This is a genomic window from Streptomyces sp. NPDC048514, from assembly GCF_043199955.1.
Classification (GTDB): Bacteria; Actinomycetota; Actinomycetes; order Streptomycetales; family Streptomycetaceae; genus Streptomyces.
On the sequence record NZ_JBICWT010000015.1, the window covers coordinates 195,948 to 220,574 of the forward strand.

The following is a 24,627-nucleotide window of genomic DNA, read 5'->3' on the forward strand; positions in this document are numbered from 1 at the left end:
GCACTTCAGAGGCCCGGAAGGCAGGAGACCGCACCGCAGATGACGGACCGACCCGCGCAGCGCACCCCCAACCGCCAGCTCGCCGCGCTCATCGCAGAAGCGGGGTTCTCCAACGCAGGTCTGGCCCGACGCGTCGACCAGCTCGGTCTGGAGCACGGGCTGGATCTCAGATACGACAAGACCTCGGTCACCCGCTGGCTGCGCGGACAGCAGCCGCGCGGTACGACCCCGGCGCTGATCGCCGAGGTCTTCACCCGCCGCCTCGGACGCCGGCTCACCGCCCAGGACCTCGGCCTGGACGCCTGTGCGCCGGTGTACGCCGGCCTGGAGTTCGCGGGCACCCCGGAGGAGGCCGTCGACATCGTCAGCGGGCTGTGGCGCAAGGACTCCGGCAGCCACGCCGAGCTGCGCAGGATCGCCTTCACCCCGGCGGGGCTCGTCGTGCCCAGCCGGGACTGGCTGATCGGCAAGGCGGACGACAGGGTGGCCCGGGAAGCGGTCCCCCGGGTGCCTCCGCAGGCCCGGCCGGGTGCGGGCCGGGTCCGGCCGGCCGGACCGCCGCGGATCCGCGGGCACGCCGAGCGCGCCCCCGGGCACAAGGTCACCGGCGGCGACATCGCCGCGCTGCGCTCGGTCGGCGAGCTGTTCCGCACGCTCGACGACCGGTTCGGCGGCGGTCACGCCCGCCAGGCGCTGGTGCGCTATCTGGAGCACGAGTGCGAACCGATGCTGCGCGGCGGCTACGACGAGCAGACCGGCCGCCGGCTGTTCGCCGCCGCCGCCGACCTGACCCGCCTCGCGGGCTGGACGTCGTACGACATCGCGGCACACGGACTCGCCCAGCGCTACTTCGTCCAGGCCCTGCGGCTCGCCCAGGCGGCCGGTGACCGGGCCTACGGCTCCTACGTGCTGGTCACCATGAGCCGCCAGGCGGTCTACCTGGGTCACGGCCGGGAGGCCGTGCAGCTGGCCCGGGTCGCCCAGCAGGGGGTCGGCACCAGTGCGCCGCCGGTCGTCCAGGCGCTGCTGCACGCGTCCGAGGCGCGGGCGCACGGCGTCCTCGGCGAGGTGCGGGCCTGCACCGCGGCGCTGGTCCGGGCCGAGCGTGGACTGGAGGCGGCCCGGCCCGGGGACGAGGTGCCGTACTGGGCCAGGTTCTTCGACGAGGCCCAGCTCGCCGACGAGCTGGGGCACTGCCACCGGGACCTGCAGCAGTTCCGGGCCGCCGCGCAGCACGCCGAGCGCTCCCTGCAGCTGCGCGCCGCCTCCTACGCCCGCAGCAGGCTCTTCTGCCGGGTCGTCCTCGCCACCGCCCGCCTCGGCCTCGGCGAACTCGACCAGGCCTGCGCGCTCGCCGCGGAGGCCGCCGGCCAGGCCGCGGAGATGCGCAGCGCACGCGCGATCGAGTACGTGAAGGACTTCGAACGCCGCCTGGAGCCGTACCGCGACGCGGCCCCCGCGCGGGGCTACCGCGAGAAGGTCGCGGCCCTGGGCTGAGCGCGCTCCGAGACGCGCGGCGGCGGAGATCGATCACCGGTGACCGATCTCCACCGGAGGCCGCTCGGCCGCGACGGTGGTGGCCGGCGGGTGAGCACGGCCCGGCGCCGCTGTGCGCGGTCGTGGTGCCGGGCGGGTCCGGCACCGCCGGTTACGTTCGTCGTGGCCGAACGCCGTCGCGGCGCAGACGGATGTCCGGCGGAGCCTGGTCACCGGTGATCTCTTCCCGCCGCGACGCCGCTCGGCTCGCTCCTCGCGACGGTGGTGGCCGGCGGTGCCGGCGCCGCCCCGCCCGGCTCGGTCTAGGCCGCACGTGGCAGCCTCGGGGCCGGGTCGGCGGTGTGGATCGAGCCGGTCGCGCCCAGGTCGGCCAGGATCGCCGCAGCGGCCCGGTGGGCCGAGTGCAGGGCGCCCTGGACGGTGCTGGTGTCCCGGTGGTCGCCGCAGACGTACAGGCCCGCCAGCAGCCGTACCGGCCGGCGCAGGTCGTGCGGCGGGCGCATCGCCGGAACCGCTTCCGGAGTGTGGTGCACGGCCAGCGTCTCCCACCGGCGCGTCGAGGTGCCGTAGAGCCGGGAGAGATGGATGCGGACGGCGGTGTCGACGCCCTCGGGCGGAGTGCCCAGCACCGTCGAGGAGACCAGCACCCGGCCGCCCGGTGCCCGGCTCGGATCCACGTTGCTGAGCACGGCGGTGTGCGCCACCGGACCGCCCCGGTCGGCGTCCAGCAGCAGCGAGGTGCCGGTCGAGAAGGCCGCCGCCGGGTCGTCGGTGGTGTGGTGCACCACGGTCACCGGATGGAAGTCCGGCACCCTGAGCCCCGGCAGCAGGCCGGCCGCCGCGCGCGCGTCGGTCGCCAGCAGCACCGCCCGGCACCGGACCTCCCCGTGCTCGGCGGTGGTCACCGAGGTCGTGGAGACGGAGGTGACCCGCACCCCGGTGTGCACGGTGCCCACCGGCAGCGTCCGCGCCAGCAGCTCCGGCGGCATCTCCGCGCCACCCTCCGGCACACCGAGCCGCCCGCCGGCGAAGGCGCGCAGCGCCAGGTCGGCACACCGGCTGGACGTGGTCAGGTCCGGGTCGCACAGCAGCGCTGCGAGCAGCGGGCGCAGAAAGCCGTCGATGGTGCGGGCCGGCACCCCACGCCGGGCCAGGGCCTGCGCGGCGGGCAGTTCGGGCCGGGCCAGCAGACGCTCGACCGGGACCGTGGCGATCCGGCCGAGCGCGGCGCCCAGCCGGGCCTGGTCGACCGCACCGCCGACCGGTGCGCCGCCCCGGCCGGGTGTGGTGGCCGGCCCCCTGGGGGCGCTCGCCAAGGCGCGCACCGCATGCAGTGCGCCCCTTGTGCTCCCTCCGAGCGCCGGCAGGCCCGCGCGCTGGATGCGTCCGTCGCGGTGCAGCAGCACGCCCGGCGCGAACCGGCGCAGGGCAAGGGAGTCCAGCCCCGGCGTCAGCCGGAGTTCGGGATAGGACGTGGACAGCAGTTGTCCGATGCGGTCGAGCCGGAAGCCGTCGACCTTCTCCGTCGACATGCGGCCGCCGACGTAAGGGGCGGCCTCCAGGACCGCGGTCGTGACTCCTGCGCTGGTCAGCCGATGAGCCGCCGAGAGTCCGGCGATGCCGGCTCCCACGATGACGACGTCCACCTGGTACGCGGGCTCAAGCACGAGGCCCCTCCTGTGGTTGCGCTGCCGGTGGAGACGTCATGCCCCCAACTGGCTTGAGCAATACCCGAGTTCGGATCGAGGGTAGGGCGGCAATCGGTCAGGAGCAGTCGCGCATCGACAGAGCACGGTCGCATGGAGGTCGCATTCGGTCACAAGAGGTCGCAGGACATCCCTGCCGTTATGTCAGGCCGCACGGATCGCCTCGTCGATACCGGGGAAGGCGAACCGGAACCCCGACTCCGTCAGCCGCTTCGGCACCACCCGCTGGCTGCCCAGCACATCCCCGGCCATCTCGCCCAGCGCCGTCCGCAGTACCGGCGCGGGCACCGGGAACAGCGCCGGCCGGTGCAGCACCCGCGCCATCGCCTCGGTGATCTCACGGTTCGTCAGCGGCTGGGGCGCCGTCAGATTGAACGGCCCCGACAACGCCTCGCCGTCGATGAGGTGCCGGATCGCCGCCACCTCGTCGTGCAGCGCGATGTACGACCAGTACTGCCGCCCGTCGCCCAGGCGGCCCCCGAGCCCCGCCCGGAACAGCGGGAACAGCCGTCCCCAGGCCCCGCCGCCGCGCGCCACGACCAGCCCCGTGCGCAGGAAGACCGTCCGCACGCCCGCCTCCTCGACGGGCGCCGCCGCCTCCTCCCACTCCACGCACAGCCGGGGCAGGAAACCGTCGCCGGGCGGGGCGCTCTCGTCCACCACCCGGTCGCCGGTCTCGCCGTAGAAGCCGATCGCGCTGCCGTTCAGGAACACCCGCGGCGGCCGGGGCAGCGCGGCCGCCGCCTCCGCCAGGGTGGTGGTGCCCAGCACCCTGCTGTCCCGGATCAGCCGCTTGTACTCCTCGGACCAGCGCCGGTCGCCCACCCCGGCCCCGGCCAGGTTGACCACCACGTCGCAGCCGATGAGCCCGGCCGCGTCCACGTACTGCCGGGCCGGGTCCCAGCGGACCTCGTCGGGGCCCCGGGGCGTCCCGCGCACCAGACGCACCACCTCGTGCCCGTCCGCGGTCAGGGACCGCACGAGGGCGCTGCCGATCAGACCGGACGCGCCGGTCACCGCGATTCGCGAACGTTCCATGGCCCCCAGCATGACGCTCCCCGGCCCCCGGCACGACCGGCGCGATCGGCACGGCCGGCGTGGCCGGTCCGGGCCCCGGTGGGGTGCCCCGGGCGGCCGCCGTAGGGTGATCGCCATGCCGGAGCCGAACATACGCGTCGCCCGCCTCGGCGACGACGGGGAACTGTCCGCCCTCGACCGGGCCACCTGGTCCACCCTGCACGCGGTCACGCCCGCGCCCGAGCCGCCGTACGCCCCCTTCTTCGACGAGCGCCACCGGCCGCACGACCATCTCGTCGCCGAACTCGACGGGCGCGTCGTCGGCTACATCCGGCTCACCCACCCGACACCCCTCGCCGCGAACGCGCACGTCCTCGCGATCCAGGGCTTCGCCGTCGCCGAGCAGGCACGCGGGCGGGGCGTCGGGCGGGCGCTGATCCGGGCCGCCGTCGAGGAGGCGCGCAGACGCGGCGCGCGGCGTCTCACCCTGCGCGTGCTCGGGCACAACACCCCGGCCCGCACCCTCTACGCGTCCGAGGGCTTCGCCGTCGAGGGCGTGCTGCCCGGCGAGTTCCGGCTGGACGGCGAGTACGTCGACGACGTCCTCATGGGCCGCCGCCTGTGACATCCGGCCCACGGCCCCTGCCGTCGGCGGCGCCGTCCGGCCCGCCGCCGCGCGGCGGCCCTTCGGGCGGCGACGCGCATTGCCGGACAAACCCTAGGAGTCGACCAGTTCGCCCGTGTCCACCGGTGCCGTCGCCGTGGCCGCCAGCCGGGCGTCGGCCGCCACCTCCGCCGCCGTCAGCACGTAACCCGTCTCGGTGTCCGCGGTGGAACGGGCGAAGACCACCCCGAACACCCTGCCGTCCGTGGTCAGCAGCGGGCCTCCGGAGTTGCCCGGCCGCACCGAGGACCGGATCGAGTAGATCTCCCGGGTGACCGCGCGGTCGTTGTAGATGTCCCGGCCGGTCGCCTGCACCCGGTTCGCCACCGTCGCCGCCTGCAGGTTCAGGCTGCCGTCCTGCGGGTAGCCCGCCACCACCGCCGAGTCCCCGCGCACGGCCGCGGTGTCGAAGCGCAGGCGCGGGGCGGCCAGGTCCGGCACGTACAGCACGGCCACGTCCCGGGCGGGGTCGAAGAGCACCACCCGGGCCTCGTACGACGGACCGATCCCGCCCACCCGCACGCCCGGACGGTCGATGCCCGCCACCACGTGCGCGTTGGTCATCACATGCCGGGCGGAGAAGACGAAGCCGCTGCCCTCCCGGCCCTCGGCGCCCGCGACGCCCTCGATCTTCACCGTGCTCAGCTTGGCGGCGCTCGCGGCGGCCGGGGTGACGCTGTCACCGGTGGGCCGCGGCACCCGGGCCGTCGACTCGTTCTCGAACGGGTTGAAGACCTGCGGGAAGCCCGCCTCCGTCAGCGCGGACGTGGCCCGCGAGAACCAAGCCGGCGTGGTCTGCGGCATCGCCTCCTGCACCGCGCCCAGCAGCGTCGAGTTCCGTATCGCCGTCGTCAGGGTCTGCGACGGGGCCGCGCCCAGCACGCTCGCCGCCACCCAGGCCACGATCAGCACCGCGACCGAGTTGGCCGCGGCGCCCCCCACCCCGTCCGCCACCCGCAGCGGACCCCGGTCCAGCTCGCCCCGCAGCCGCAGCGCCAGCCGGCCCGCCAGCTCGTGCCCCACCACCGCCGGCACCAGCACCGTCAGCACGGCCAGCACCGTCGCCTGCGCCGAGGCGCGCTCCGCCAGGCCGGTCACCCACGGCAGCAGCCACACGCCGACGACGGCACCGCCGACGAACCCGGCCAGGGACACGCATCCGGCAACCAGCCCGCGCCGGTAACCCGGCACCGCGTAGAGAAGGATCACCAGCACAAGCACCAGGTCGAGCAGGTCCACGGAGCCGCCTTTCTCTCGGACCCCTCAGTACGGACGGGGCGGGTCCGCTGATCAGTCACGCGCACCCGCGCGGCCACCGGACGGCGAACCGGCCACGTATGCGTGTACCCCCGGAAACGTCCCGGACCGGGACGATGGTTCCACCAGGTGGCATAGCGCACATCGCGGGCACGGGCGAAGGCACCGAGAGTGGCACCATGCGTGTCGTCCGAAGAACGCGGGAGGCCCTGCGGCGCGGCCCCCTGACATCCGGCCGCCTGCGCCGGGTGCCGCTCGGCTGGCTGCCGGGCATGCTGGCCGTCCTCGCGCTGGCCCTGTGCGCCCACGGCATCGAGCACTTCGCCACCGAGAGCCGGGAACGCCCCGCACCGGTCCGGCCACCGGCCGCCCACCGTGCCACGCGGCCCCCGATCGTGCCGCGCACGGCCTGGCTGGACCGTGCCACCGCGCGCTCCCAGCCGCCCCCGCGCTACGACGACCGGGTCGTCGCCGTCTTCCTCCACCACACCGACTCGCCCAACGACTACGACTGCGCCGACGCGCCCCGCGTCATCCGGCACCTGTACGCCGGCCAGACGGGCGACCGCAGCTGGGACGACATCGGCTACAACTTCCTGGTCGACCGCTGCGGCACCGTCTACGAGGGCCGCGCCGGAGGCGTCGACCGGCCGGTCACCGGCGCCCACAGCCAGGGCTTCAACCACCGCACGGCCGGTATCGCCGCCATCGGCACCTTCACCGCCGGTGTGCCGGTGCCGCGGGCCATGACCGACGCCATCGCCGCCGTGGCCGCCTGGAAGCTCGGGCTCGCCGGCGTCGATCCGCAGAGCCGGGTCCTGCTGGTCTCCAGCAACGGCCGCAGCCGTTACAAGACGGGCACCCCCACCACCATGCCCGCCCTGGCGGCCCACAAGGACGGCTTCATGACGAGTTGCCCCGGCGCCGCCCTCACCGCCCGCCTCCCGGAGATCCGGGCGACGGCGGCCCGGCTGCAGGGCCGGACGCCCACGGTGACCCCCTAGCCTCGCTCTGTGCCCGGACGGGGGGCTCGCAGGTGCCGACGCCGGGCCGGCTCTTCGTCGTGGGCCAGCGTGAGCCCCTTGAGCAGGCCCGTGGACCGGCCGACCTCGATGAGGTAGCCATCCCGGGCTGACCCGGCGCACACATCATGGTGACGAGAATGCGGCTCCGGCGGTCCGGCCGGTTGTTCCCGTCCCGGTAGTGCCATGTCGGACGACGAGCCGGCAGCAGGCGGCACCGGAAGCCGACAGCGGTCACGCCGCCAGGGGTGGGACGGGCGCCGGCGTCGACGGGGAGGACACGCCGGCCGCTCCCGCGGCGGGTGTCACTCCTTGAAGCGCTCCCACAGCCGGGGATACAGCTGGGCGAGCGTCTCTTCGTTCTCGAAGTCCACCGGCCGGCCCGCCGGCTCGGCGGGCGCCGGGGAGATACCGAGATCGGGTGCGACGGAGCCGGTCAGCTGCTCGTAGGCCTCGTCCGCCGCGTAGCCCAGCTCCTCGCCGTCGCCGTCGATCTCCTCGTCGAAGTCCTCCAGCAGACCGGCCAGCGAGTCCGGATCGTGCAGGGCGCCCTCGAAGACCTCCCGGCCCTGGCCGATCAGCCAGCACCGGAAGAAGTCGAACGCGTCGTCGCTGCAGCCGTCCAGCAGCACCCAGGCGGCGCCCCACAGATCCCAGCGGTAGGCGCGGTTGTAGCGGGCCTCGAAGTGACGGGCGAAGTCCACGACCAGCTCGGGGTCCAGCCGGAGCAGCCGCTCCACGAGCGCGTCCGCCTGCTCCTCGGGGTCGCCCTCGGCCACCGCGCGGGTGGCGTCGATCAGCTCCCAGAACTCCGTCTCGTCCATCACGCCACCAGCATCGGGCCTGAGCCGGTGGGCCGCACGCGGAGTACCACGGATCGTTACCCGGGCCCGGCGCCCCCGTACAGGGCCGCCGCGCGGGCCGCGTCCGCGGCGAACCGGCCCCGCAGGCTCGCCGGCGCCAGCACCTCGGCCTCCGGGCCGAGCGCGGTCAGCTGGCCGTGCGCGACCTCCTCCGACTCCACCGGCAAGGTCACCGTCACCCAGCCCTCGGCGTCCGGCTCGCCCACCGCACCGAGCGCCTCGCGCGCGGACAGCGGATCGACGGCGTGCGGCAGCCTGCGCACGCCCTGCGGGGACAGCCGTACGACGACCTCGGCGCGCAGGATCGAGCGCGCGAACCGCTCGGCCTGGCCCGCCCAGAAGCCGGGCAGGCCGAAGTCCGGATCGCGGTCGAACCGCTCGCCCAGCGGCTCCACGGCGGTGAACCGGTCGATCCGGTACGTCCGGAAGACCCCGCTCGGTGCCACCCGCGCGCACAGGTACCAGACGCCCGCCTTCAGCACGAGCCCGTACGGCTCCAGGCGCCGCTCCACCTCGCCGTCCCCGCGCCGGTAGCGGGCGAGGACCGGGCTGTCCGCCCACACCGCCCTGGCCAGCGCAGGCAGCGGCGCGGGCGTCTCCGGCTCCCGGAACCAGGCGGGCGCGTCCAGATGGAACCGCTGCGCGGCGCTGTCCGGGGCGTCCCGCAGCGAGGGCAGCAGCGCCGCCGACACCTTCAGCCGGGCCGCCGAGGCGGCGTCCTCGAGGCCCATCTGTCTCAGCGCCGCCGGCACCCCGCTGAGGAACAGCGCCTCGGCCTCGCCGCGGGCCAGCCCGGTCAGCCGCGTCCGGTAACCGCCGATCAGCCGGTACCCCCCGGCCCGGCCGCGATCGGCGTACACCGGCACACCCGCCTCCGACAGCGCCTGCGCGTCGCGGGTGACGGTCCGCTCCGACACCTCCAGCTCCCGCGCCAGCTCGGCGGCGGTCATGGCGGGCCGGGACTGCAGCAGGAGGACCATCTTGATGAGACGAGCAGCGCGCATGCCCCTCATGATGCCGGGGGCCACCGACAGCGGGGGCCGCGCAGGTTTCGGCGCCGCAGGTCACCGCCGTGGGGCTGGGCGCCGTCGCGGCGGGAGGTCAGGCGCGGCGGGAAAGACGGAGGCGGCGGACCGGAGTGCGTGCACCCCGGTCCGCCGCGACGGCGTCTCGCCACGGCGGTGGTGACCGGCGGTACCGAACCGCCCGTCACCACCCGCGCCGGCGGACTACAGCCCGTACTTCTCCCGGGCCTCCTTCACCGCCGTCGCCTGGACCTCGCCGCGCCTGGCCAGCTGGGCCAGGGCCGCGACGACGATCGACTCGGCGTCGACGCCGAAGTGGCGCCGGGCGGCCTCGCGGGTGTCCGACAGACCGAAGCCGTCGGCGCCCAGCGAGGACCAGTCCTGCTCGACCCACTGCGCGATCTGGTCCGGGACCTGGCGCATGTAGTCCGAGACGGCCAGCACCGGGCCCTCGGCGCCCTGCAGCGCCTGACGCACGTACGGCACCCGCTCCTCGCCGCGCAGCAGCGCCGCGTCGGCCTCCAGCGCGTCCCGGCGCAGCTCGGACCAGGAGGTCGCGGACCACACGTCGGCGGCCACGCCCCACTCCTCGGCGAGCAGCCGCTGCGCCTGGAGGGTCCAGTGGATCGCCGTACCGGAGCCCAGCAGCTGGACGCGCGGGGCGTCGGCCGGTGCGGTCACGCCCGCGGACTCAGCCGTGTTGAAGCGGTACAGGCCCTTGACGATGCCCTCGTCGATGCCCAGGCCCTGCGGCTTGGCCGGCTGCGGCAGCGGCTCGTTGTAGACCGTGAGGTAGTAGAAGACGTTCTGGTCCTCGCCCGGCTTGGCCTCGCCGTACATCCGGCGCAGACCCTCCCGGACGACGACCGCGACCTCGTAGGCGAACGCGGGGTCATAGGTCAGCGCCGCCGGGTTGGTCGCGGCGATGACCGGGGAGTGGCCGTCGGCGTGCTGCAGGCCCTCGCCCGTCAGCGTGGTACGGCCCGCCGTGGCGCCGACGAGGAAGCCGCGGCCGAGCTGGTCGCCGAGCTGCCACATCTGGTCGGCCGTGCGCTGCCAGCCGAACATCGAGTAGAAGATGTAGAACGGGATCATCGCCTCGCCGTGCGTCGCGTACGCGGTGGACGCGGCGATGAAGTCGGCCATCGAACCGGCCTCGGTGATCCCCTCGTTCAGGATCTGGCCGTTCTCGGCCTCCTTGTAGTACATCAGCTGGTCGCGGTCGACCGGCTCGTACGTCTGGCCCTTGGGGGAGTAGATCCCGAGCGACGGGAAGAGCGACTCCATGCCGAAGGTGCGTGCCTCGTCGGGGACGATCGGCACCCAGCGCTTGCCCGTCTCCTTGTCGCGGACCAGGTCCTTGACCAGGCGGACGAAGGCCATGGTGGTGGCCACGTTCTGCGAGCCGGAGCCCTTGTCGAAGGAGGTGAAGGCCTTCTCGGCGGGGGCCGGCAGCGGGGCCAGCGCGTGCGTGCGGCGGGCCGGGGCCGGGCCGCCGAGGGCCGCGCGGCGCTCCTGGAGGTAGCGGACCTCGGGGGAGTCGGCGCCGGGGTGGCCGTAGGGGACCTGGCCGTCGGTGAAGTCGCTGTCCTTGATCGGCAGCTCCAGCAGGTCGCGCATCGCCTTGAACTCGTCCACCGAGAGCTTCTTCATCTGGTGGTTGGCGTTCTTCGACGCGAAGCCGTCGCCGAGGGTGTGGCCCTTGACCGTCTGGGCCAGGATCACGGTCGGCGCGCCCTTGTGCTCGACGGCGGCCTTGTACGCGGCGTAGACCTTGCGGGCCTCGTGACCGCCGCGCGAGAGGTGGAAGCACTCGAAGATCTTGTCGTCGCTCAGCAGCTTCGCCATCTCCGCGAGCGCCGGGTCGGCGCCGAAGAAGTCCTGGCGGATGTAGGCGGCGTCGCGGGTCTGGTACGTCTGGATCTGCGCGTCCGGTACCTGGCGCAGCCGGCGTACCAGTGCGCCGGTGGTGTCGAGGGCGAACAGCTCGTCCCAGGCGGTGCCCCAGAGCGTCTTGACGACGTTCCAGCCGGCGCCGCGGAACTGGGCCTCCAGCTCCTGCACGATCTTGAAGTTGGCGCGGACCGGGCCGTCCAGGCGCTGCAGGTTGCAGTTGATGACGAAGGTGAGGTTGTCCAGCTCCTCACGGGCGGCGAGCGCGAGGGCCGCCGTCGACTCCGGCTCGTCCATCTCGCCGTCGCCCAGGAAGGCCCAGACGTGGGAGGCGGAGACGTCCTTGATGCTGCGGTTGGTCAGGTAGCGGTTGAACCGCGCCTGGTAGATCGCCGACAGCGGGCCGAGGCCCATGGACACCGTCGGGAACTCCCACAGCCAGGGCAGCCGGCGCGGGTGCGGGTACGACGGGAGGCCGTTGCCGCCCGCCTCCTGGCGGAAGTTGTCGAGGTGCGCCTCGTTCAGCCGGCCGTCGAGGAAGGCGCGGGCGTAGATACCGGGGGAGGCGTGGCCCTGGATGTACAGCTGGTCGCCGGAACCGGCGGCCTCCTGGGATTCCTTGCCCTTGAAGAAGTGGTTGAAGCCGGTCTCGTACAGCCAGGCCGCGGAGGCGAAGGTGGCGATGTGGCCGCCGACGCCGTGCTTCGCGCCGCGGGTCACCATGGCGGCCGCGTTCCAGCGGTTCCAGGCGGTGATCCGGGCTTCCATCTCCGGGTCGCCGGGCAGGCCCGGCTCGGCGGAGGTGGGGATGGTGTTGACGTAGTCCGTCTCGAGGAGCTTCGGCAGCGCGATGCCGCCCGCCTCGGCGCGCTCCAGCGTGCGCCGCATCAGGTACGCGGCGCGGTGCGGCCCGGCCTCCCGTGCGACGGCGTCGAGGGAGGCCCGCCATTCGGCGGTCTCCTCCGGGTCGCGGTCCGGGAGCTGGTCGAGCGCGCTCGGCTGGATGGCGTTGGGGTCGGTCATGTCGCCGCCTTCCTCAGTCGAAGGGGGTTCCCTCATCGGTAAGGGTTCGGGGGTGCCCTAGGTCTTTGGCAGGACAGGGCAGAGGACTTCGGTGGAAGTCCGTCGGTGACTGTAACTCCCTGATCGATGATCGATCAAAGGGTTGAGGGCCAAAACCTCTCGATTACGAGAAAGTAGGCACCGGGTGCCTTTGAAACGGGCACGCGGTGCCGTGATGAACCGAGGTTTTTGCAGGTGAGCGGGGGTGTGCTCGCGTGCGTCAGGCGCGCGGCGCGCAGCCCAGGACGTGCGCCTTCACCAGCTCCGCGATCCGCGGGTCCCGGCGCTTGAACGCCTGCACCAGCTCCTCGTGCTCCTCGGCGTACGACTGCTGGACCGTCCCGAGCCACCGGATGGACAGGGCCGTGAAGACCTCGATGCCCAGGCCCTCCCAGGTGTGCAGCAGCACCGAGTTGTCCGCCGCGCGGACCAGCTCGCGGTGGAAGCCGACCGTGTGGCGGACCTGGCCCGTGCCGTCGGCGTCGCGGTCGGCCTCGTACAGGGCCAGCACATGCGGTTCCAGCGCCGAGCAGTCCGTCGCGAGGCGCTCCGCCGCCAGCTCCGCCGCGATGGCCTCCAGGCCGGCCCGGACGGGGTAGCTCTCCTCCAGGTCGGCCGCGGTCAGGTTCCGCACGCGCACGCCCTTGTTCGGCGCGGACTCGATCAGCCGCAGCGACTCCAGCTCGCGCAGCGCCTCACGGACCGGCGTCTGGCTGACCTCCAGCTCGGTGGCGATCCGGCGCTCCACGATCCGCTCACCCGGCTGCCAGCGCCCGCTGACGATCCCCTCCACGATGTGCTCGCGGATCTGTTCGCGCAGCGAGTGGACGACGGGCGCGGTCATGGGGGGCTCCTCGGCAGTGCGGACCCGGCGGGTCGGCGGGACCCTTAGACAATACGGCCGCGGCCCCGCACAGATGGGGCACGGTTGCTCTCGCCACAGGTGACGCCGGTTACAGAGCACTGCCCGCCCGGTTGCGCCGGTATGCCCGCTCCGCCGGCCCGCCGCTCCTGAACGCGGTCACAACGCCGTTGTCCTGCGGGGCCGTTGGGGACGAACGAGCGGAGCCCCCGTCCGGAGAGGGTCTCCGGGCGGGGGCTCCGCTCGTGTTGCCGGGGCGCTTTCGAGCCCTACAGGCCCAGCTCGACCTCGAACTCGCCGGCCTCCAGGATCGCCTTGACCGCCGTCAGGTAACGGGCCGCGTCGGCGCCGTCGACCAGGCGGTGGTCGTAGGAGAGGGTCAGGTAGGTCATGTCGCGGACGCCGATGACCGTGCCCTCCTCGGTCTCGATGACGGCCGGACGCTTGACCGTGGCACCGATGCCGAGGATCGCGACCTGGCCCGGCGGCACGATGATCGTGTCGAACAGCGCGCCGCGCGAACCGGTGTTGGAGATGGTGAAGGTCGCGCCGGACAGCTCGTCCGGGGTGATCTTGTTGGCGCGGACCTTGCCGGCCAGCTCCGCGGTGGCCTTGGCGATGCCCGCGATGTTGAGGTCGCCGGCGCGCTTGATGACCGGGGTCATCAGGCCCTTCTCGGAGTCCACCGCGATTCCGACGTTCTCGGAGTCGAAGTAGGTGATCGTGCCCTCGGCCTCGTTGATCTTGGCGTTGACGACCGGGTGGGCCTTCAGCGCCTGCGCGGCGGCCTTGACGAAGAACGGCATCGGGGAGAGCTTGACGCCCTCGCGGGCCGCGAAGGAGTCCTTCGCCCTGGCGCGGAGCTTCATCAGACGCGTGACGTCGACCTCGACGACCGACGACAGCTGGGCCTGCTCGTGCAGCGCCTTGACCATGTTGTCGCCGATGACCTTGCGGATGCGGGGCATCTTGACGGTCTGGCCACGCAGCGGGGAGACCTCCAGGGCGGGGGCCTTCTTCGCGGCGGGCGCGGCAGCGGCGGCGGCCGGAGCCGGGGCGGCGGCCTTCGCGGCCTCGGCGGCGGCGATGACGTCCTGCTTGCGGATGCGGCCGCCGACGCCGGTGCCCTTGACGGTGGCCAGGTCGACGCCGTTCTCGGCGGCGAGCTTGCGCACCAGCGGGGTCACGTAGGCGCCCTCGTCGGTCGCCTGGGTGGCGGTCGGCGAGGTGGGCGCGGTGGCCGGGGTGACCGCGGCCGGGGCGGGCGCCGGGGCCGACGGGACCGGCTCGGGAGCCGGCGTCGTCTCCTGCTGCGGAGCCGGGGCCGTCGGCGCCTGCGGGGCGGCCGGAGCGGGGGCGGCGGGCGCCGGAGCCGCGGGGGCCGGAGCCGCGGGGGCCGGAGCCTCGGGGGCGGCCGGAGCGGCGGCGGGCGCCGGGGCGGCCTGCGCGGGGGCGGCGGCCGGGGCGGCACCCGGGGCACCGATGACGGCGAGCTTGGCGCCGACCTCGGCGGTCTCGTCCTCGTTCACCACGATCTCCAGCAGCACGCCGGAGGCGGGCGCCGGGATCTCGGTGTCGACCTTGTCCGTGGAGACCTCGAGCAGCGGCTCGTCGGCCTCGACGGAGTCGCCGACCGACTTCAGCCAGCGGGTGACGGTGCCCTCGGTGACGGACTCGCCGAGAGCGGGCAGGACCACGTCGGTGCCCTCGGCGGAGGAGTCGCCGGAAGCGGCCTCGGCGGTCGGGGCCGGGGCGGGGGCGGCCTGCTCGGTGGAGGGGGCGGCCGGGGTCTGGGCGGCCGGGGCGGCCGTCTCGGCCGGGGCGGCCGTCTCGGCCGGGGCCGGAGCGGCCTCGGCCTCGGCGGCCGGAGCGGCAGCGGGCGCACCCGTGCCGTCGTCGATCACGGCCAGCTCGGCGCCGACCTCGACGGTCTCGTCCTCGGCGACCTTGATGGAGGCCAGCACACCGGCGGCGGGCGAGGGGATCTCGGTGTCGACCTTGTCGGTCGACACCTCCAGCAGCGGCTCGTCGGCCTCGACGCGCTCGCCCTCGGCCTTCAGCCAGCGGGTGACAGTGCCCTCGGTGACGCTCTCACCGAGCGCCGGAAGGGTTACGGAAACCGCCATGGTTTCGGTTGCTCCTAACGAATTGCGGAAGTCTGTGTCGTCGCGCCCGTTGACCGAAGGCTCAGTCGTGGGAGTGCAGCGGCTTGCCGGCGAGCGCCAGGTGAGCCTCGCCCATCGCCTCGTTCTGCGTCGGGTGGGCGTGGATGAGCTGGGCGACCTCGGCCGGCAGCGCCTCCCAGTTGTAGATCAGCTGGGCTTCGCCGACCTGCTCGCCCATGCGGTCGCCGACCATGTGGACGCCGACGACGGCACCGTCCTTCACCTGGACGAGCTTGATCTCGCCCGCGGTGTTGAGGATCTTGCTCTTTCCGTTGCCCGCCAGGTTGTACTTCAGAGCGACGACCTTGTCCGCGCCGTAGATCTCCTTGGCCTTGGCCTCGGTGATACCCACGGAGGCGACCTCCGGGTGGCAGTACGTCACCCGCGGGACACCGTCGTAGTCGATCGGAACGGTCTTCAGGCCGGCCAGACGCTCCGCCACCAGGATGCCCTCGGCGAAGCCGACGTGCGCGAGCTGGAGGGTCGGGACGAGGTCACCGACGGCGGAGACGGTCGGAACGTTGGTGCGCATGTACTCGTCGACCAGGACGTAGCCACGGTCCATGGCGACACCCTGCTCCTCGTAGCCCAGGCCCTGGGAGACCGGGCCACGGCCGACGGCGACGAGGAGGACCTCGGCCTCGAACTCCTTGCCGTCGGCGAGGGTGACCTTGACGCCGTCCTGGGTGTACTCGGCCTTCTGGAAGAAGGTGCCGAGGCTGAACTTGATGCCGCGCTTGCGGAACGCGCGCTCGAGGAGCTTCGAGCTGTTCTCGTCCTCGACCGGGACGAGGTGCTTCAGGCCCTCGATGACGGTGACGTCCGAGCCGAAGGACTTCCACGCCGAGGCGAACTCGACACCGATGACACCGCCGCCCAGGATGATCGCGGACTTCGGTACGCGGTCCAGGACGAGGGCGTGGTCGGAGGAGATGATCCGGTTGCCGTCGATCTCCAGGCCCGGCAGCGACTTCGGCACGGAGCCGGTCGCCAGCAGGATGTGGCGGCCCTGGACACGCTGGCCGTTCACGTCGACGGAGGTGGGGGAGGACAGCCGGCCCGTACCCTCGATGTAGGTCACCTTGCGAGAGGCGATCAGGCCCTGCAGGCCCTTGTACAGGCCGGCGATGACGCCGTCCTTGTACTTGTGGACGGCCGGGACGTCGATGCCCTCGAACGTGGCCTTCACACCGAACTGCTCGCTCTCGCGGGCCTGGTCGGCGATCTCGCCCGCGTGCAGCAGGGCCTTGGTGGGGATGCAGCCCCGGTGCAGGCAGGTGCCGCCGACCTTGTCCTTCTCGATCAGGGCGACGTCCAGGCCCAGCTGCGCCCCGCGCAGCGCCGCGGCGTAACCACCGCTGCCACCGCCGAGGATCACTAGGTCGAAAACGGTGCTGGCGTCGTTCGCCACGTCACGTCCTCCATGCATGTGCGCCGTGCGCCGGGCACCCTTGCCCCTTCGGGAGGTGACCGGTCGGTCGGCTGGTGTCCGGCCGCTTGATGCTTCGGCCCTTCGGTGGGGGCCCTGTCCTGCCGGGCTCCATCTTTGCACTTGTTCGAGGCGTACGAGACGCGGGGCCTCGGTGTGAGACACCCCACGTACACCCGCACCTGGCGGCGCACACGTACAAGGGGCGCGGGGAACCGCGCGTACGGCCCCCACGCCCCTGCGGTCGCCCTGCCACGGAAGCGACCGCGCCGCCGGGCGCCTCAGCCCAGGTCACCCGCGGCGGTCAGCTCGGCGAGGCGGACCAGCGTCCGCACCGCGGACCCGGTGCCGCCCTTCGGCGTGTACCCGAACGGGCCGCCCTCGTTGAACGCAGGACCGGCGATGTCGAGATGGGCCCAGGTGATCCCCTCGCCCACGAACTCGCGCAGGAACAGACCGGCGACCAGACCGCCGCCCATCCGCTCGCCCATGTTCGCGATGTCGGCGACGGAGGACTCCATGCCCTTGCGCAGGTGCTCCGGCAGCGGCATCGGCCAGGCCGGCTCGCCGACCTCGTCCGCCGCCTCGTGCAGCGCGGAGCGGAACGCCTCGTCGTTGGCCATGACGCCGAACGTCCGGCTGCCCAGCGCCAGCATCATCGCGCCGGTCAGGGTGGCGACGTCCACGATCGCGTCCGGCTTCTCCTGCGAGGCCGCCCACAGCGCGTCGGCGAGCACCAGCCGGCCCTCGGCGTCGGTGTTCAGCACCTCGACGGTCTTGCCGCTGTACATGCGCAGCACGTCACCCGGGCGCACGGCGGAGCCGGAGGGCATGTTCTCGGCCAGTGCCAGCCATCCGGTGACGTTGACCTGGAGGCCGAGGCGGGCGGCGGCGACGACGGCGGCGAACACGGCGGCGGCACCGCTCATGTCGCACTTCATCGTCTCGTTGTGACCGGCCGGCTTCAGCGAGATGCCGCCCGAGTCGTAGGTGATGCCCTTGCCCACGTAGGCCAGGTGCTTGTCCGCCTTGGGGTGCGTGTACGACAGCTTCACCAGGCGCGGGGTCGCGGCCGAGCCGCCGCCGACGCCGAGGATGCCGCCGTAGCCGCCCTTGGCCAGGGCCTTCTCGTCGAGCACCTGCACCTTCAGGCCGTGCTCCTTGGCGGCGGCCTGCGCGATGCCGGCGAAGATCGCGGGGGTGAGGTCGTTCGGCGGCATGTTGATCAGGTCGCGGGAGCGGTTCAGCTCCTCGCAGACCGCGACGGCGCGGGCGACCGCACCCTTGTGGGCCGCGTCGCGCGGCTTGCCGCCGAGCAGCACGGCCTCGGCCAGCGGCGCCTTGCCGTTCTTCGCCTTGGCGCTCGGGCGGCCGTTCTCCTTGTAGGTGTCGAAGGAGTAGGCGCCGAGCAGGGCGCCCTCGCCGATCGCCTCCAGGGCACCGGGGCCGTCGACGGGCAGCGCGAACGCGGCCTTCCTGGTCCCGGCGAGCGCGCGGGCCGCCACGCCGGCGGCCCTGCGCAGCGCCTCGGCGCCGTAGCCGGCGTCCGCGGTGCCGGAGGCGTCGGGCTCCGCGCCCAGGCCCACCGCCAGCACGAGCGGGGCCTTGAATCCGGCCGGGGCGGGCAGCTTCGTCAGCTCGCCCTCGGCACCCGAGGCGCCGAGGGTCTCCAGGACGCCGGCCAGCTTGCCGTCGTACGCCTTGTCCACGGCTTCGGCGCCCGGCGCGACGACGGGGCCCTTGGTGCCCTTGGCGACACCGATCACGATCGCGTCGGCCCGCAGGCCGGGCGCCGCGGCGGTGCTGAGAGTCAGAGCAGTCACGGTGGTGAGATCTCGCTTCCGATGTGAAGTTCCTGTGGCCGATGCGGGTGGGTCGACCGGGCCCGAGAGCCGACCCTAGGCCCAGTCCTGGGAGCAGGCGGCAACCGGGGCCTTCACCCCGTCGGCGAACACCCGGCACGAGACTACGCGGGTGCGGCTGTTCGCTCATTCCTGCGGGCGTTCACCTGAACGTGGCTTCATGGCCGATTTCGCCCCCTGGACGCCGGTGACCTGAGCCACACTCGTCGAGTTCCGGTGGGCCGCGTGTCCACCGATTCGCATGATTGCCACTGATCCTCCACGTATCCGTCACGGATCCGGACATCGGGGATCTTTTGGGGGGAGGAACCTGTCATGGCCCATCGAGCACATCGCTGGAGAGCGGCCGCGGTCACCGCGACGGCCGCGGGAATGATCACGCTGGGACTGGCCGCGCCGGGCGCGTCGGCCGCAACCGATCCGCGCGTCGACCTACGGGTCCTGGTCGTCGACGACGGCGCCGGGCCGGTCGGTGCGATCACCGCCCAGCTCAGGAGCGAGGGCGTTCCGTACACGACCGTGAAACTGGACGACTCCGGGCGTCCCGCGATCACCGCGGCCTTCCTGAGCGACACCGTCGGCGGCCGGCCGCGCGCGAAGTTCCAGGGCGTGGTCCTGCCGAACGAGGCTCCCTTCGGGGCGGGGTCGGCCGAGCAGACGGCACTGGAGGCGTACGAGAAGACCTACGGCATCCCGCAGTTGGACGCCTACACCTGGGCCCACCCCGAGGTGGGCCTGGACTACACCGACGGCAACGGCTACGCCGGCCCCCTCGACGGGCGCGCGGCCACCGTCAGCGAGGCCGGCCGGGCGGGTGCGTTCGGGTATCTGAAGGGGGGCTTCTCCTTCGAGGACAACTCGCCGTCCGTCGACGAGAGTTACGGCTTCGTCGCCCAGCCGCGCACCGGCTTCACCAGCTATGTCGACACCCCGGTGCCCGGCGGCACCGGGACCGGGAGCCTGCTCGGCGAGTACACGCACGACGGCCGCCGCGAGCTGGTGGTGACCTTCGCCTACAACGAGTACCAGCAGCAGTTCCGGGTGCTGGCCCGCGGCATGGTCGAGTGGCTGACCCAGGGCGTGCACCTGGGCCAGGCCCGCAACTACTTCGCCGTGCACGTCGACGACGTCTTCGCGCCGGACGCCCGCTGGGACAGCGAGCGCAACTGCACCCCCGGCGACATCGACTGCGCGGGCGGCGGCGGCGACACCGAGACGCCGATCCGCATGACGCAGGCCGACGCGCAGTACGCCGCCCAGTGGGAGCAGAGCCACGGCTTCACGCTGGACATGGTCTACAACGCGGGCGCCGGTGAGGAGTGGAAGAGCGAGAACGGCGGCCAGGACCCGATGGCCGACCAGCTCCTTCAGGACAGGGCCAAGTACCGCTGGGTGAACCACACCTACACCCACCTCTTCCTCGGGTGCGTCCAGGACACCTCGACGGTGCCGTGGAGCTGCGCGAAGAACGCCGACGGTTCGACCAGGTGGGTGAGCCGCTCCGACATCTCCAAGGAGGTTTCCGACAACTACAACTGGGGGCTGACGCACGGGCTGTCGCTCGACCGCGGCGAGCTGGTCACCGGTGAGCACTCGGGTCTGAAGACCCTGCCGCAGCAGCCGCAGGACAACCCCGGCCTCGGGCCCGCCCTGGCCGCGAACGGCGTGAAGTGGACGGCCTCGGACAACTCCCGCGAGTCCGTGCAGCGGACCGTGGGCAGCAGCACGCTCACCGTGCCGCGCTATCCGATGAACGTGTACTACAACGTCGGTACCAAGGCCGAGATGGCCGACGAGTACAACTGGATCTACACGTCCAAGGCGGACGGTGGCAGCGGGATCTGCGAGGACAACCCGACCTCGACCTGTCTGGCCCAGCCGCTGGACACGGCCACCGGGTTCACCGACCGGATCGTGCCCGCCGAGGCGCACACCGACCTCGGGCACGTGCTGGGCAACGACCCGCGCCCGCACTACGCCCACCAGTCCAACCTGGCCGAGGACCGCAACCTCTACCCGGTCCTGGAGCGCGTACTGGCCGACTACCAGGACCTGTTCGCCGACAACACCCCGATCGTCAACCTGCGGCAGAGCGCCATCGGCGCCGAGCTGCAGAACCGGGCCAAGTGGCAGACCGCGCTCGACGGCGGCCGGGTCACCGCCTACCGGATCGGCAACACCGTGACGGTCAACGCCCCGTACGGCACCCAGATCCCGGTGACGGCACCGGAGGGGACGCGGCAGCAACAGCTGCTGGGCACGACCACGTTCGGCACGGCCTACGCCGGTGAGCGCGCGGCCTGGGGGGCACCGGGCCTGCTCCAGTCCGCGCTCACGCTGAAGCTGCCGTAGCGGGACGCCCCTCGAACAAGGGGGGAACAGCGCCCCGAGGGGCGCGGGGAACTGCGCGACCGGCCAGGCCGACCCGAAGCCGGGTCCGGGGACGCAGTTCCCCCACGTGTCCGCACAACAGGGGGGTACCGCGCGGCGATGCGCACCGGCCGTCACGTCACCATGCTCACCGAAGGCACCTATCCGCATGTCCACGGCGGGGTCAGCACCTGGTGCGACCAACTCGTCAAGGGCATGCCGGAGGTCGACTTCCATCTCGTCTCGCTCACCGGCAGCGGCCGCGAACCCGTGGCCTGGGAACTGCCGCCGAACGTCCGCCGGCACCTGACCGTGCCCACCTGGGGCCCGCGCCCCGGCCGAGCCCGCGCCCCGCACGGCAGGGCCAGGCGCCGCTTCACCGACGCCTACGAGCGTCTGCTGCTGTCCTTCCTCGATCCGGCGGCCCGCTGCGACTTCGGCGAGGCCCTGGACGAACTGACCGTCATCGCCCGCGAGGGGTGGCTGACGGCGGCCCTGCGCACCGAGACCGCCCTGCGCTCGCTCCAGTGGATCTGGACCATGCCGCATCTGCCGACCGCGGCCGCCGGACCCACCGTGCATGACGCGCTGACCGCCACCGACCTGCTGGAACACGCCCTGCGCCCGCTGGGTGTGCGCATCCCCGGGAACTCGGTGGCGCACGCCGTCAGCAGTGGTCTGGCGACCCTGCCCGCGCTCGCCGCCCACCGTCTCGACGGAGTGCCGTTCCTGCTCACCGAGCACGGTATCTATCTGCGCGAACGCTACCTCGGGCACCGGGGCCAGCCGCATCGCTGGCCGGTGAAGGCCTTCCTGCTCGGCTTCTACCGGGAACTGAACGCACACGGGTATCGCTCGGCCGATCTGATCACGCCGTGCAACCAGTACAACCGGCGCTGGGAGGAGCGCGGCGGCGCCGACACCGGCCGCATCCGCACGGTCTACAACGGCGTCGACCCGCACGCCTTCCCGCACGCCGGCCCCGAACCCGACACCCCGACCCTCACCTGGTGCGGCCGCGTCGATCCCATCAAGGACCTGGAGACCCTGCTGCGCGCCTACGCCCTCGTCCGCGCCGAACTCCCCGAGACCAGGCTGCGGCTCTTCGGCCCGGTCCCGCCCGGCGGCGAGGCCTACCGGACCCGCCTGGAGAAACTCGCCGCCGAACTGGGCGTCACCGACGGCCTCACCTTCGAGGGCCGCATCACCGAGGTCTGGCGCGCCTACGCGGCCGGGCACCTCGTGATGCTCTCCTCCATCTCCGAGGGCTTCCCGTTCTCCATCATCGAGGCCATGTCCTGCGGCCGCCCGACGGTCTCCACGGACGTCGGCGGCGTGCGCGAGGCCGTCGGCGACACGGGCCTGGTCGTACCGCCCCGCGAACCGGAGAAGATGGCCGCCGCCGCGCTCACCCTGCTCAGGGACGACGAACGGCGCCTGGCGCTGGGGGAGTCGGCCCGGCAGCGGGTCGTCGACCGGTTCACCCTGCGCCGCTCGGTCGACAACTTCCGCACCATCTACCAGGAACTCGCCGGCCGGCCCGAGCGCTACGAGCCCACGGTGGAGACGGTCGCCGACTGGACCGTGGAGCTGCGCGACCCGTGGTACGCGGCCGTCGCGACGGACGGGACCGACTGGTGAGCGACCACACCCCCGACGACGTCCGCGTCCTGCCCGGCATCCCGCTCCAGCGTCACCGGCCCGGCTGGGCCCAGCCCGGCCCGATCGACGAACTCGCCCGCGAACTGGACGAGTTCGTGGCCGCCGCCGTCCACCCCGACGAGATAGCCGCCCTGCTGGAGTCCGACGGCCTCTCCGACGAACAGATACGCGAACGGTACGGCGTCCCGGACTCCTTCGCGCTCGCCGAACGCCTCTACGACCGCACCCCGCGCCGCCACCCCGAACCGGTCGGTCCACCGCCCGACCCGTGGCGGGCCAACCTCGCCGGCTGTCTCCTGCGCGGGCTCGTCTTCGCGCTGCCGGGCTTCGCCTACGTGCTCGGCGCCCCGCTCCCGGGCGGGCCGCCGGGCGCCTCCGGGCTACCGGCCGGCACCCGCACCCTGCTGGCGGGCGCCTTGTTCGGCTGGGCCTGGAACCAGGGACTCGCCCACCGCGCCTACTCCTGGCTGGGCCTCGGCGACCGCTCGGCGGCCCGCCGCTGCCTGCTGACCGGCACCCCCGCAGGCATGCTGCTCGGCACCCTGGTCGCGCTCGCCGTCACCGGCCCCGGACACCCGGCGGCCGTGGCGTTCGCGGCCGGCCAGTCCTGCTATCTGGGCGCGTCCGGTGCCCTGCTGGTGATGGGCCGCGAGCGCCTGCTGTTCGCCGCCCTGCTGCCGATGACCGCCGGCGCCCTCCTCGTGCCGCTCCACCCGCTCCCCGCGCCGGCCCGCCTGCTCCTGCTGTCGGCCTCGCTCACCGCGGTCACGATCCTGGCCCTCCTCGAAGTCGCCCCGGCGCTGAAGGACCTCACCGGCCGCCAAGGCCTCCGACGGCTCGCCGGCTGTGCGGTCCACCGCCTGCGAGCCGTGCCCGGCCGCGCACACCGCTCCCCGCACCCGGCCGCGCCCACCGCCCTCACGAAGCCCCGGTCACCACGGCTCGCCACCCGGCTCGGCGTCGGCCCCGGCACGGCGCCGGCCGCCGGGCCCCGGCTGGCCGCCTCCCTGCCCTACGCCGTGTTCGGGCTCGGCAGCGGGGTGCTGGTGCTGTTCGTGGCGCTCGGAGACGTCCTCGCCGGTGCCGGGCGCGGCACGCTCGCCGCTCCGGCCGCCGTGGCGCTGACACTCAGCATGGGTCCCGCCGAGTGGCTGCTGTACCGCTTCCGCGGCGGCAGCCTGGCCGCCCTGCGGTCCAGCGGCACATCGCGGGACTTCCGCCGGGCCACCGCCCGTACCCTGGCCCGCTGCCTCACCGGCTACCTGGCGGCCCTGCTCGCCCTCGTGCCGGCCACCACCGCGCTCTGGCCGGGCGCCCCCACCCCGGGCGCCGTACGCCTGGCCGGGCTGCTCGCGCTCGGCGTCGTGCTGTGGACCGGGCTGCTGCTGCAGTGCTTCGGGGCCGTGCTCGGCGCCACCGCCGTGTGCTGCGCCGCCGCCCTCGCCCAGACCCTCGCGCTGCTCGCCCACACGGGCCACCCGCACACGGTCGCCCTCGTCGTCTGCGCGGTGGCGGCCGTGGCCCAGACCGTGCTGGTCCGCGTGACCCTGGGAAAGGCCACCGCCCACCGATGAGGAACCTGCTGATCCCGTTCTACGAGCACCCGGCCGCCCGCCCCGCCGCCTGGGCGGCCGTCCTCGCCGCCGCGCCCCGGGTGTACGGCGTCGTCCTGAACCCCGCGAGCGGCCCGGGCGACCGCCCGGACCCGGCCTTCGCCGAGGCGGCCGCCCGGCTGCGGACGGCGGGCGTGACCGTGCTCGGCTACGTCGACACCGGTTACGCGCGCAGGCCCTACGCGGACGTCGTGAGCGACCTGACCCGGCACCGCGCCTGGTACGGCACCCAGGGTGCCTTCCTGGACCAAGTGAGCACCGGGATCGCAGAGTTCGGGCACTACAAGCGGCTGGCCGCCGTCGCCCGTCTGCTCGGCTGCGGCACGCTCGCCCTGAACCACGGCACCTCGCCGCATCCCGCGTACGCTCCGCTCGCCGACCTGTCGGTCACCTTCGAGGGCCCCTGGTCGGCGTACCGTCGCACACCCGCACGGCCCCACCCCCATCCGCCCGGGGTCCGCCAGTGCCACCTGGTGTACGGCGCCCCGGCCGGCGCCGACGTGGCGGCCGCGGCGCGCGAGCGGGGCGCCGCCGTGCACTGCGCGGTGCCGGGCACGGGCGCCCACCCCTGGGGCACGCTGCCCCACGGCCTGGACACCACCGCCGACCGCCCCCGCCCGGGCTGAGCGGCCGGCCGGCGTGAGACGCCGGGACGGCC

The 24,627-nt window shown here is 73.6% G+C and carries 17 protein-coding genes; 7 read left to right on the forward strand and 10 right to left on the reverse strand.

All coding sequences use genetic code 11. The features are described 5' to 3' along the window. Positions 1–39 precede the first annotated feature (39 nt). On the forward strand, positions 40–1,497 hold the full coding sequence (locus tag ACGFT2_RS30705; protein WP_393284523.1) for a regulator: 1,458 nt from the start codon (positions 40–42) through the stop codon (positions 1,495–1,497). A 302-nt stretch (positions 1,498–1,799) separates the two neighbouring features. Here the strand turns inward: ACGFT2_RS30705 and ACGFT2_RS30710 are convergent, their stop codons facing one another. Together ACGFT2_RS30710 and ACGFT2_RS30715 are read right to left on the reverse strand one after the other, a co-directional pair. Then, entirely contained in the window at positions 1,800–3,164 is a 1,365-nt protein-coding gene (locus ACGFT2_RS30710) for an NAD(P)/FAD-dependent oxidoreductase (RefSeq protein WP_393284526.1), read from the reverse strand. Between the two features lie 183 nt (positions 3,165–3,347). After that, a complete protein-coding gene (locus ACGFT2_RS30715) occupies positions 3,348–4,241 on the reverse strand; it encodes a TIGR01777 family oxidoreductase (RefSeq protein ID WP_393284528.1) in 894 nt (297 codons plus the stop codon). A gap of 115 nt (positions 4,242–4,356) precedes the next feature. Between ACGFT2_RS30715 and ACGFT2_RS30720 the strand changes: the two genes are divergently transcribed. Continuing rightward, positions 4,357–4,845: a GNAT family N-acetyltransferase gene (locus ACGFT2_RS30720; RefSeq protein ID WP_393284530.1), complete on the forward strand. Its 489-nt coding sequence runs from the start codon at positions 4,357–4,359 to the stop codon at positions 4,843–4,845. Between the two features lie 93 nt (positions 4,846–4,938). Here the strand turns inward: ACGFT2_RS30720 and ACGFT2_RS30725 are convergent, their stop codons facing one another. Then, complete coding sequence (locus ACGFT2_RS30725) at positions 4,939–6,123, reverse strand: MarP family serine protease (protein ID WP_393284532.1); 1,185 nt, start codon at positions 6,121–6,123, stop codon at positions 4,939–4,941. Between the two features lie 197 nt (positions 6,124–6,320). Between ACGFT2_RS30725 and ACGFT2_RS30730 the strand changes: the two genes are divergently transcribed. After that, a complete protein-coding gene (locus ACGFT2_RS30730; RefSeq protein WP_393284535.1) occupies positions 6,321–7,145 on the forward strand; it encodes a peptidoglycan recognition protein in 825 nt (274 codons plus the stop codon). Positions 7,146–7,468: 323 nt separating this feature from the next. Here ACGFT2_RS30730 and ACGFT2_RS30735 read toward each other — a convergent pair whose 3' ends face one another. The 7 genes from ACGFT2_RS30735 to ACGFT2_RS30765 all read right to left on the reverse strand — a co-directional run bounded on the left by ACGFT2_RS30735 (position 7,469) and on the right by ACGFT2_RS30765 (position 18,285). Then, the gene (locus ACGFT2_RS30735; protein WP_393284651.1) at positions 7,469–7,987 is read right to left on the reverse strand and encodes a DUF4240 domain-containing protein; all 519 of its coding nucleotides are present in this window, start codon (positions 7,985–7,987) and stop codon (positions 7,469–7,471) included. Positions 7,988–8,043: 56 nt separating this feature from the next. Beyond that, the gene (locus ACGFT2_RS30740) at positions 8,044–9,030 is read right to left on the reverse strand and encodes a helix-turn-helix transcriptional regulator (RefSeq protein WP_393284537.1); all 987 of its coding nucleotides are present in this window, start codon (positions 9,028–9,030) and stop codon (positions 8,044–8,046) included. A gap of 225 nt (positions 9,031–9,255) precedes the next feature. After that, positions 9,256–11,967: a pyruvate dehydrogenase (acetyl-transferring), homodimeric type gene (gene aceE / locus ACGFT2_RS30745; RefSeq protein WP_393284541.1), complete on the reverse strand. Its 2,712-nt coding sequence runs from the start codon at positions 11,965–11,967 to the stop codon at positions 9,256–9,258. Positions 11,968–12,226: 259 nt separating this feature from the next. After that, positions 12,227–12,850 carry a GntR family transcriptional regulator gene (locus tag ACGFT2_RS30750; RefSeq protein WP_393284544.1) on the reverse strand — a complete coding sequence of 208 codons (624 nt, stop codon included), beginning with the start codon at positions 12,848–12,850 and terminating at the stop codon, positions 12,227–12,229. 287 nt (positions 12,851–13,137) lie between these two features. Further along, positions 13,138–14,994, reverse strand: a complete 1,857-nt coding sequence (gene sucB, locus ACGFT2_RS30755) for a 2-oxoglutarate dehydrogenase, E2 component, dihydrolipoamide succinyltransferase (RefSeq protein ID WP_393284547.1) — start codon at positions 14,992–14,994, stop codon at positions 13,138–13,140. 61 nt (positions 14,995–15,055) lie between these two features. Continuing rightward, complete coding sequence (lpdA, locus tag ACGFT2_RS30760; RefSeq protein ID WP_393284550.1) at positions 15,056–16,444, reverse strand: dihydrolipoyl dehydrogenase; 1,389 nt, start codon at positions 16,442–16,444, stop codon at positions 15,056–15,058. A gap of 299 nt (positions 16,445–16,743) precedes the next feature. Further along, positions 16,744–18,285, reverse strand: coding sequence for a leucyl aminopeptidase (locus ACGFT2_RS30765; protein WP_393284553.1), 1,542 nt, complete (start codon positions 18,283–18,285; stop codon positions 16,744–16,746). A 354-nt stretch (positions 18,286–18,639) separates the two neighbouring features. On the opposite strand from ACGFT2_RS30765, the gene ACGFT2_RS30770 reads away from it, so the two are divergent. From ACGFT2_RS30770 to ACGFT2_RS30785, 4 genes are all read left to right on the forward strand, one after another. Next, complete coding sequence (locus ACGFT2_RS30770; RefSeq protein ID WP_393284556.1) at positions 18,640–20,676, forward strand: hypothetical protein; 2,037 nt, start codon at positions 18,640–18,642, stop codon at positions 20,674–20,676. A 138-nt stretch (positions 20,677–20,814) separates the two neighbouring features. Then, the gene (gene pelF, locus ACGFT2_RS30775; RefSeq protein ID WP_393284559.1) at positions 20,815–22,335 is read left to right on the forward strand and encodes a GT4 family glycosyltransferase PelF; all 1,521 of its coding nucleotides are present in this window, start codon (positions 20,815–20,817) and stop codon (positions 22,333–22,335) included. Beyond that, a complete protein-coding gene (locus ACGFT2_RS30780; RefSeq protein WP_393284562.1) occupies positions 22,332–23,930 on the forward strand; it encodes a hypothetical protein in 1,599 nt (532 codons plus the stop codon). Before pelF ends, ACGFT2_RS30780 begins: the two co-directional genes overlap by 4 nt. Beyond that, entirely contained in the window at positions 23,927–24,595 is a 669-nt protein-coding gene (locus ACGFT2_RS30785; protein WP_393284565.1) for a spherulation-specific family 4 protein, read from the forward strand. The genes ACGFT2_RS30780 and ACGFT2_RS30785 overlap by 4 nt, the downstream gene beginning before the upstream one ends. Positions 24,596–24,627 lie beyond the last annotated feature (32 nt).

Excerpts from the sequence above, each read along its gene's own strand:
- ACGFT2_RS30715 (WP_393284528.1), bottom strand. The coding sequence starts at position 4,241 with ATGGAACGTTCGCGAATCGCGGTGACCGGCGCGTCCGGTCTGATCGGC.
- ACGFT2_RS30770 (WP_393284556.1), top strand. The coding sequence starts at position 18,640 with ATGGCCCATCGAGCACATCGCTGGAGAGCGGCCGCGGTCACCGCGACG.
- ACGFT2_RS30750 (WP_393284544.1), bottom strand. The coding sequence starts at position 12,850 with ATGACCGCGCCCGTCGTCCACTCGCTGCGCGAACAGATCCGCGAGCAC.
- ACGFT2_RS30730 (WP_393284535.1), top strand. The coding sequence starts at position 6,321 with ATGCGTGTCGTCCGAAGAACGCGGGAGGCCCTGCGGCGCGGCCCCCTG.
- ACGFT2_RS30720 (WP_393284530.1), top strand. The coding sequence starts at position 4,357 with ATGCCGGAGCCGAACATACGCGTCGCCCGCCTCGGCGACGACGGGGAA.
- pelF (WP_393284559.1), top strand. The coding sequence starts at position 20,815 with ATGCGCACCGGCCGTCACGTCACCATGCTCACCGAAGGCACCTATCCG.
- ACGFT2_RS30705 (WP_393284523.1), top strand. The coding sequence starts at position 40 with ATGACGGACCGACCCGCGCAGCGCACCCCCAACCGCCAGCTCGCCGCG.
- ACGFT2_RS30735 (WP_393284651.1), bottom strand. The coding sequence starts at position 7,987 with ATGGACGAGACGGAGTTCTGGGAGCTGATCGACGCCACCCGCGCGGTG.
- aceE (WP_393284541.1), bottom strand. The coding sequence starts at position 11,967 with ATGACCGACCCCAACGCCATCCAGCCGAGCGCGCTCGACCAGCTCCCG.
- sucB (WP_393284547.1), bottom strand. The coding sequence starts at position 14,994 with ATGGCGGTTTCCGTAACCCTTCCGGCGCTCGGTGAGAGCGTCACCGAG.
- ACGFT2_RS30785 (WP_393284565.1), top strand. The coding sequence starts at position 23,927 with ATGAGGAACCTGCTGATCCCGTTCTACGAGCACCCGGCCGCCCGCCCC.
- ACGFT2_RS30740 (WP_393284537.1), bottom strand. The coding sequence starts at position 9,030 with ATGCGCGCTGCTCGTCTCATCAAGATGGTCCTCCTGCTGCAGTCCCGG.